6 protein-coding genes are annotated in these 8226 nt (G+C 45.0%); all 6 read left to right on the top strand.

The features are described from left to right. Nucleotides 1-424 (top strand): LPXTG cell wall anchor domain-containing protein (locus A5868_RS19145; protein ID WP_176374159.1); only part of this gene is annotated, 424 nt, incomplete at its 5' end. A gap of 226 nt (nt 425-650) precedes the next feature. After that, nucleotides 651-2447, top strand: a complete 1797-nt coding sequence (locus A5868_RS16340; protein WP_086304910.1) for a heavy metal translocating P-type ATPase — start codon at nt 651-653, stop codon at nt 2445-2447. A 488-nt stretch (nt 2448-2935) separates the two neighbouring features. Beyond that, the gene (glpO, locus tag A5868_RS16335; RefSeq protein ID WP_086304909.1) at nt 2936-4738 is read left to right on the top strand and encodes a type 1 glycerol-3-phosphate oxidase; all 1803 of its coding nucleotides are present in this window, start codon (nt 2936-2938) and stop codon (nt 4736-4738) included. A 24-nt stretch (nt 4739-4762) separates the two neighbouring features. Further along, entirely contained in the window at nt 4763-6271 is a 1509-nt protein-coding gene (glpK, locus tag A5868_RS16330; RefSeq protein ID WP_086304907.1) for a glycerol kinase GlpK, read from the top strand. Between the two features lie 72 nt (nt 6272-6343). After that, nucleotides 6344-7066: an MIP/aquaporin family protein gene (locus tag A5868_RS16325; RefSeq protein ID WP_086304905.1), complete on the top strand. Its 723-nt coding sequence runs from the start codon at nt 6344-6346 to the stop codon at nt 7064-7066. A gap of 154 nt (nt 7067-7220) precedes the next feature. After that, nucleotides 7221-8204: a dihydroxyacetone kinase subunit DhaK gene (gene dhaK / locus A5868_RS16320; RefSeq protein ID WP_086305405.1), complete on the top strand. Its 984-nt coding sequence runs from the start codon at nt 7221-7223 to the stop codon at nt 8202-8204. The last annotated feature ends 22 nt before the right edge of the window (nt 8205-8226 follow it).

The raw sequence follows: 8226 nt of genomic DNA, 5'->3' as shown, positions 1-8226 counted from the left end.
CACAGAACCAAGTGCCGAGCCAAGTACAGAACCAAGCACGGAACCGAGTACCGAACCGAGTACCGAACCAAGCACCAAGCCAAGCACGGAACCAAATACAAAACCCAATACCGACTCAAGTAAAAAACCAAGTCAAAAGCCGAGCACCAAGCCTACAGAATCGGTTCCTTCTGAAAAAACAGAATCAAGCGTTACGGAAGTCCCAGTAAAAAACACTGTTCAGGTACATAGATCCTCGCTAGAAAGAGTGAATGAACGGTCAGCAAATCCTCATCTGGTGCAGAAGGAGAGGAATAAAGAATCGACTTCTTCTTATCGAATGCTGCCAAAGACTGGCGAAGCACTTTCAGATAGACTGCTGGTTCTCGGAGGGATGTTTAGTTTACTCGGAGCACTCCTATTGGTGATCAAGCGTAAATCTTAAGCACGTCTTTACTAAGCCGACTTTTAGTCGGTTTTTTTGATTGGAATCGTTCGCAATAATTGAAGGATAATGGCAAAATTGTTAAAGCGCTTAATTATAATTATTTTAAATTGTGAAGTTACAAAACCAACTGTTAATGATTATCTTTCTCATTTAAGCGTTTATTTTTTCAATTAAAGAATCAGAGTAGTACTCTTTTATTGAAGAAAGATGGAGGCGCAAAGGTATGAGTAATCGGAAGAAATTTTTGTCAACAGCGATGGTTGGACTCGTCGCACTAATTTTGGAATTTGGTTTCCATCAAAGCCAATGGGCATTTTGGCTGGTTTCGATCATTGGAGGAATAATGACGATCTCTATGCTGATCGGGATGATCCAAACCTTGCGTTCAGGGAAATATGGCGTGGACATTTTGGCGATCACAGCGATCGTCGCGACATTGCTGGTTGGAGATTACTGGGCGAGTCTCGTTGTGCTGATCATGTTAACTGGCGGAGACAGCTTAGAGGATTATGCCAGCCATCAGGCAAGCCGCGAACTGCGCTCACTTTTAGACAACTCGCCGCAGGTGGCCCATAGAGTAACAGGAGAAACGATTGACGATCTTGCGGTGGAGGACGTTCAGGTAGGCGAATTGATTTTAGTGAAACCGGGAGAACTGGTGCCGGTAGATGGTCGGGTCGTTGCGGGAGAATCGTTTGTGGATGAGTCGTCATTGACGGGCGAGTCTAAACCCATTGAAAAGAAAGCTAACGATGAGCTGATGTCTGGATCGATCAATGGTGACGCAGCATTGCGGTTCAAGGTAACAAAGGCCGCAAAAGACAGTCAATACCAAACGTTAGTAAAACTGGTCAAAGAATCCGAAGCACAGCCTGCTCATTTTGTTCGACTGGCCGATCGGTATGCGGTGCCCTTCACCTTGATTGCGTATGTTATCGGTGGCGTCGCGTGGTTTGTATCAAAAGATCCTGTCCGTTTCGCAGAGGTGCTAGTCGTTGCGTCACCCTGTCCGTTGATTTTGGCGGCACCGGTGGCTTTAGTGGCGGGGATGAGCCGCTCGAGCCGTAATGGGATCGTCGTAAAAACAGGAACGACGATTGAAAAATTAGCACGGGCAAAAAGTGTGGCCTTTGACAAAACAGGGACACTGACAGAAGGAAAACTATCGGTCGACACGATTCATCCGACTTCAAAGGACTATTCCAAAGAGGCGCTGATCGCGTATGCAGCAAGCGGGGAACAAGAGTCTAGCCACATTTTAGCGCGTTCGCTTGTTGCCTACGCCAAAGACCAAAAAATGACCTTGTACCCAGTTTCAGAGTTAGAAGAGGTCACGGGTCAAGGGATTCAGGCTATCGTTGAGGGCAAGAAGATTCGCGTTGGGAAAGCGGCTTTCGCAGGATCAGCGGTGTCCTTGAGCAAAGAAAAAACAGCCGTATTCGTTTCTATCGAAGGTGAGTCCATCGGGTACATCACCTTCACAGACGTTGTTCGCAAGGAATCCGCCGACACGATCAAGGCGCTGACGGAACTAGGCATCAAGAAAACCATCATGCTGACGGGAGATCATCAAGTTATTGCAGATCAAATTGCTCGCGAAGTAGGGATCACTGAAGTCCACGCAGAATGTTTGCCAGAAGAGAAAATTAACGTTATTAAAACCTTGAGTGAAGCGGACCGCCCAGGCATCATGGTGGGTGATGGGGTCAACGATGCCCCGGCATTAGGCGTTGCTGATATCGGTATCGCGATGGGTGCCCATGGATCAACTGCGGCAAGTGAAAGTGCAGATGCGGTTATTTTAAAGGATGATTTAAGTCGTGTGTCAGAAGCGGTTCGACTCTCTCAAGACACGATGCGGATCGCACGTCAATCCGTCCTTATAGGGATCGTCATTTGTGTAATACTGATGCTGATCGCAAGCACAGGTGTTATTCCTGCATTACTGGGTGCGGCGCTACAAGAAGTTATCGATACCGTATCGATTTTATCTGCCTTAAGAGCACGTAAAGACAACTAAAAAAACGCAAATCTCTACATTTAGGGGTTTGCGTTTTTTTTAGTAGCAGACGCAATTCTTAAAATAACGATTTTGCAGTGTGCTCGAGTTTCAAATAAAAAAAAGATCCATTAAAATTCTGTTATTCGACTGTAGGCGTATGAGAAAGAAAACTTTATGCATAGATTGATTTGTTTTCAAAAGCATATAAAGACCGTTCCAATTTCTTCTATATAATTGACCGAATGAATGGGAAAAATGAGTTAAAAATGGCGTACAAATAAAGTGAAATAATTATTTTGAAAGATTGCGCAATAATTTGCAATCTAATTTATTTGAAAGCGTTTTTCGTTATGATACACTTATTTCAGAAGTTCATTTGCGCAGGGATTTCTAGTAGAAGAAGGGTGACTTTTTTGTGTCATTTAAACCAAGTTACAGCTTCTTGCAAGACCGTTGTTTCTATGTTTAAGAACGATAATTAGCATAAAGGAGCGAGGTGTTTACACGTGTTTTCTTTTCAAGAACGATCAAACATGATTCAAAAATTAAGCAATCAGACGTATGATCTAGTGATTATCGGCGGCGGGATAACAGGAGCAGGGGTCGCTTTGCAGGCGGCAGCTTCAGGACTCTCAGTGGCATTGCTAGAAATGCAGGACTTTGCGGAAGGAACGTCTTCAAGATCGACCAAACTTGTCCATGGAGGGCTCCGCTATCTTAAAACGTTTGATGTCGAGGTGGTTGCCGACACCGTAAGTGAACGAGCCATTATTCAAGGAATTGCCCCGCACATTCCAAAAGCAGACCCGATGATTTTACCTATTTTTGATGAACCAGGTTCCACCTTCAACATGTTTTCGATCAAAGTGGCGATGGATCTTTATGACCATCTAGCAGGGATCACATGCGGCCAATACGCGAACTATATGTTGAGTAAAGAAGAAATCTTAGAACGAGAACCGCAGTTAGAAGAAAAAGGGCTGCTGGGGGGCGGTGTTTATTTAGATTATCGGAACAACGATGCCCGATTGGTCATTGAGAATATCAAACGCGCAGTGTCAGATGGAGCCATAGCGGTGAGTCGGATGGAGGTTGAAGAGATCCTTCACGACGATCAAGGAAATGTATCTGGGGTAAAAGCCAAAGATCTATTGAATGAACAAGTCGTATCAATCACTAGTAAACTGGTGATCAATACAGCAGGCCCTTGGTCTGATTTTGTAAATAAGCTGGATAAGGAAATCGACCATCAGCCGCACATGCGTCCAACAAAAGGGGTCCATTTAGTCGTAGACGGCGAGAAATTAAAGGTTCCGCAGCCTACGTATTTTGATACAGGTGAAAATGACGGCCGCATGATTTTCGTGATCCCTAGAGAAAGCAAAACGTATTTCGGGACGACGGACACGGATTATGAAGGCGATTACAACCATCCGAGGGTAGAAAAATCTGACGTAGATTATCTATTGAAGATCGTCAATCGCCGGTATCCTGACGCGAAGCTTACGATTCAAGACATTGAAGCGGCTTGGGCAGGATTACGTCCTTTGATCAGCGAAGCAGGCGGCGATTACAACGGAACAAAAAAAGAAAAAATCAGCGACGAAAACTTTGAAAAAATCATTCGTGCAGCAGATGACTATAAAAATGGCAAACAGTCGCGACCGAAAGTTGAAAAAACGATCGCCGATGCAGCCAAGGAAGAGCCTAAAGACAACCCTTCAGCGGTGTCTCGCGGCAGTGATCTGACGATCGCCAAAGATGGGTTACTGATTCTATCAGGCGGGAAGCTGACGGACTATCGGTTGATGGCGGCTGGTGCGATGAAGAAAATCGTGTCTCTATTGCCTGACAATACTATTGAGGCCATAGATTCTGAAAAATACCCTGTTTCTGGCGGTGACCTCGATCCGAAACAAGTGGATCAGGAACTCGGCAACCTTGCGAAAAAAGGGGAAGCGCTAGGGTTACCTGCAGAAGATGCGAAATATTTAGCTGAGTTATATGGATCAAATGCAAAAAAAGTGTTTGCACTGAAGGATCAAGTCGCTTTTGATGGCCTCACCTTAGCAGAGTCCATGTCCTTACGGTACGCGATGGCTGAAGAGATGACCTTGACCCCCGTGGATTACTTGTTGCGGCGAACCAACTATATGCTCTTTATCAGTCACCGGTTGATGGAGATCAAAGAGGCAGTCGTGGATGCGATGGCGGAGGTCTTCGAGTGGGATGCGCAAACAAAGGAAGCGTATCAAATGGAACTAGAAGAGCAGATCAGAGAAACACAATTAACGGATTTAAAGAAGTAAAAAACATATAAAAGGAGTGGGAACATGGAGTCTTATATCATGTCAATCGATCAAGGAACAACGTCAAGCAGGGCAATCGTTTTCGACAAAGCAGGTAAGGAGGTAAGTTCTTCTCAAAAAGAATTTACGCAGCATTTTCCAAAACCAGGCTGGGTAGAGCATGATGCAAACGAGATTTGGAACTCGGTACAATCAGTCATCGCCGGAGCATTGATCGAAGGCGGATTGAAGCCAAGTCAAATCGAAGGAATCGGAATCACGAACCAACGTGAAACAACGGTCATTTGGGAAAAAGAAACAGGTCACCCGATCTACAATGCGATCGTCTGGCAATCAAAACAAACTAGCGACATTGCGGACGACTTGAAGGAGCAAGGCCATTCTGAAATGATTCAGAAGAAGACAGGATTATTGATCGACTCCTACTTCTCAGCCACCAAAGTGAAATGGATCTTAGATCATGTCGATGGTTCACGTGAACGTGCGAAAAAGGGTGAGCTGTTATTCGGTACGATCGACACTTGGCTCGTATGGAAATTGACAGGCGGAAAGGTCCATGTTTCTGACTACACAAATGCCAGCCGTACCATGCTGTATAACATTTATGACTTGGAATGGGATCAAGAAATTTTGGACTTATTAGATATTCCGAGAGAGATGCTGCCAGAAGTGAAATCAAATTCTGAAATTTACGGGCACACTGAGGACTATCATTTCTACGGCAATCAAGTACCGATCGGCGGAATGGCCGGAGACCAACAAGCGGCGTTAGTCGGTCAATTGGCGTTCGATAAAGGAATGGTCAAAAATACCTATGGCACAGGGGCCTTTATCGTCATGAATACAGGTGAAAAGCCGATCCTTTCTGAGAACGGGCTATTGACGACGATCGGGTATGGGATCGATGGAAAAGTGACCTATGCCATCGAAGGAAGTATCTTCGTAGCCGGTTCGGCGATCCAATGGCTGCGTGATGGCTTAAGAATGTTCAATAACGCGCCAGAATCAGAGGATTATGCGAAACGTGTCGACAGCAGTGAAAATGTATATGTCGTTCCTGCATTTACAGGGCTGGGCGCTCCTTACTGGGATCAGCAGGCTCGAGGGGCGATCTTCGGCTTGACGCGTGGAACAACGAAAGAGCACTTTATCCGTGCAACATTAGAATCACTGGCCTATCAAACGGCCGATGTCGTGAATACGATGGCGAAAGATTCTGGCACAGACATCAAGCTGTTACGTGTCGATGGCGGCGCATCGAAGAATGATTTATTGATGCAATTCCAAGCAGACATTCTTCAAACACCAGTAGAACGTGCGCCTTATTTGGAAACGACCGCTTTGGGAGTAGCGTATCTTGCCGGATTAGCTGTCGGCTACTGGAAAGACATAGATGAAATCAAGAAATTCGCAGCAGATGGTCAACGTTTTGACCCTTCAATGGATAAAGAAGTTACCGATGATCTTTACGAAGGTTGGCAAGAAGCCGTACAGGCGACCATGCAATACAAACATAAACCAAAAGAAAACTAATTCAATTCGTCAGCTGCGCAGCATGTAAAGTTGTGCAGCTGATATAAGAATAAAAATTAAGGGGATGAGTTTATGGAAACAAGTATGTCAACGCAGGTAATTGGAGAAATTATTGGGACCATGGTTTTAGTATTATTAGGTGACGGTGTCGTAGCAGGTGTAAGCTTGCGTAAAACAAAAGCAGAAGGCGCAGGCTGGATCGCGATCACTCTAGGCTGGGGCGCAGCGGTTACGATCGGTGCCTACGCGGCGGGGTATATGTCCTTTGCCCATTTGAATCCTGCTGTAACGATCGGAATGGCGATCGCCGGAAAAATCGGTTGGGATATGGTCGTTCCATACATCATAGGTCAAATGATCGGTGCAATCATTGGTGCAGTTCTTGTTTATATTCATTACTATCCGCATTGGAAAGAAACCAAAGATCAAGCGACCATTCTTGGTGTATTCTCTACTGGCCCAGCGATCCGAAGCTTAGGCGCCAATCTTATCAGTGAAATTATCGGTACCTTCATGTTAGTGTTTGCGTTGCTGACATTTGGCATGGGTAAATTTGGCGATGGACTAAATCCAATCGCTGTTGGTATTTTAATCTTAGTTATCGGGCTGTCTTTAGGTGGGACCACCGGGTATGCGATCAACCCTGCCCGTGACTTAGGTCCGCGGATCGCTCACGCATTCTTGCCGATTCCAAATAAAGGAGACTCTGACTGGGGCTACTCTTGGGTACCTGTAGTCGGTCCAATCATCGGCGGCATTTTAGCAGCATTGTTATTTATGGCGTTGCCAATTTAAGTTTGTTTAGGGTAATAGGACACGTTCTATTACCCTACTATTTTTAATACCAATGTCTGCGGCCTCTGTAGAAGCGGATCGTGGACAAAAAAAGGGATTTGTTCTACGGTTAAGGAGGAACAAATACTTTGAAGTGAATAAGGAGGAAGAGCAAGTGAAAAAAATTATCAATGATCCAAAGAATGTTGTGGAAGAAATGGTCAGTGGATTAGTTGGCGCGTATCCAGATTATGTAAAGCAAGTACCGGAAACATTAGTTGTTGCACTTAGTGATGAGTATGATCAAGTGGCATTGGTCAGCGGCGGCGGAAGCGGTCATGAACCTTCTCATGCAGGGTTTGTTGGGGATGGTATGTTAAGTGCCGCAGTTTGTGGTCAGGTCTTCACTTCGCCAACTCCCGATCAAATCCATGAAGCCATCAAAGCAACTGATAAAGGCAAAGGGACATTAATGATCGTTAAAAATTATTCAGGCGATGTCATGAATTTTGATATGGCAAAAGATTTGGCTGAAATGGACGATATTGAAGTCGATTCTGTTTTGGTAGATGATGACATTGCTGTAGAAGACAGTACCTATACACAAGGTCGGCGCGGTGTGGCTGGGACCGTATTGGTTCATAAAATTTTAGGTGCCATGGCCCGTGAAGGAAAATCTGTTTCTGAATTGGCGAGCTACGGAAAAGCGTTAGTAGAAGATATAAAAACAGTCGGTATCGCGTTATCTGGAGCGACTGTTCCAGAAGTGGGCAAACCAGGATTTGTTTTAGCAGATGACGAAATCGAGTTTGGTGTAGGAATCCATGGGGAACCTGGGTATCGCCGTGAAAAGATCAAACCTTCTCATGCGATCGCCGAAGAGATCATCAGTAAATTGAAGGCAGAATTCAAGTGGCAAGAAGGCGATAAATACGGATTATTTGTTAACGGGATGGGCGCAACGCCATTGATGGAGCTGTTCATTTTATTCAATGACAGTAAAAAGATTTTGGCAGAAGACGGCCTCGATCTTGCTTTCAGTAAAGTTGGAAACTACATGACTTCGTTGGAGATGGCCGGAGCATCCATCACGATGATCAAATTAGACGACGAACGTGTGCGCTTATTGAATGAACCCGTTCACACGATTGCTTGGTAAAAAGAGCTGTTAGCTGGAACAA

Origin of the sequence: Enterococcus sp. 12F9_DIV0723, from assembly GCF_002174375.1 — a bacterium.
GTDB classification, from domain to species: domain Bacteria; phylum Bacillota; class Bacilli; order Lactobacillales; family Enterococcaceae; genus Enterococcus_A; species Enterococcus_A gilvus.
Note: the sequence above shows the minus strand (reverse complement) of the source record. Positions and strands in the feature narration are given on the sequence as shown.

What these genes read in the sequence shown, in the direction of transcription:
- A5868_RS16340 (WP_086304910.1), top strand. Translation starts at nt 651, where the DNA reads ATGAGTAATCGGAAGAAATTTTTGTCAACAGCGATGGTTGGACTCGTC.
- glpK (WP_086304907.1), top strand. Translation starts at nt 4,763, where the DNA reads ATGGAGTCTTATATCATGTCAATCGATCAAGGAACAACGTCAAGCAGG.
- A5868_RS16325 (WP_086304905.1), top strand. Translation starts at nt 6,344, where the DNA reads ATGGAAACAAGTATGTCAACGCAGGTAATTGGAGAAATTATTGGGACC.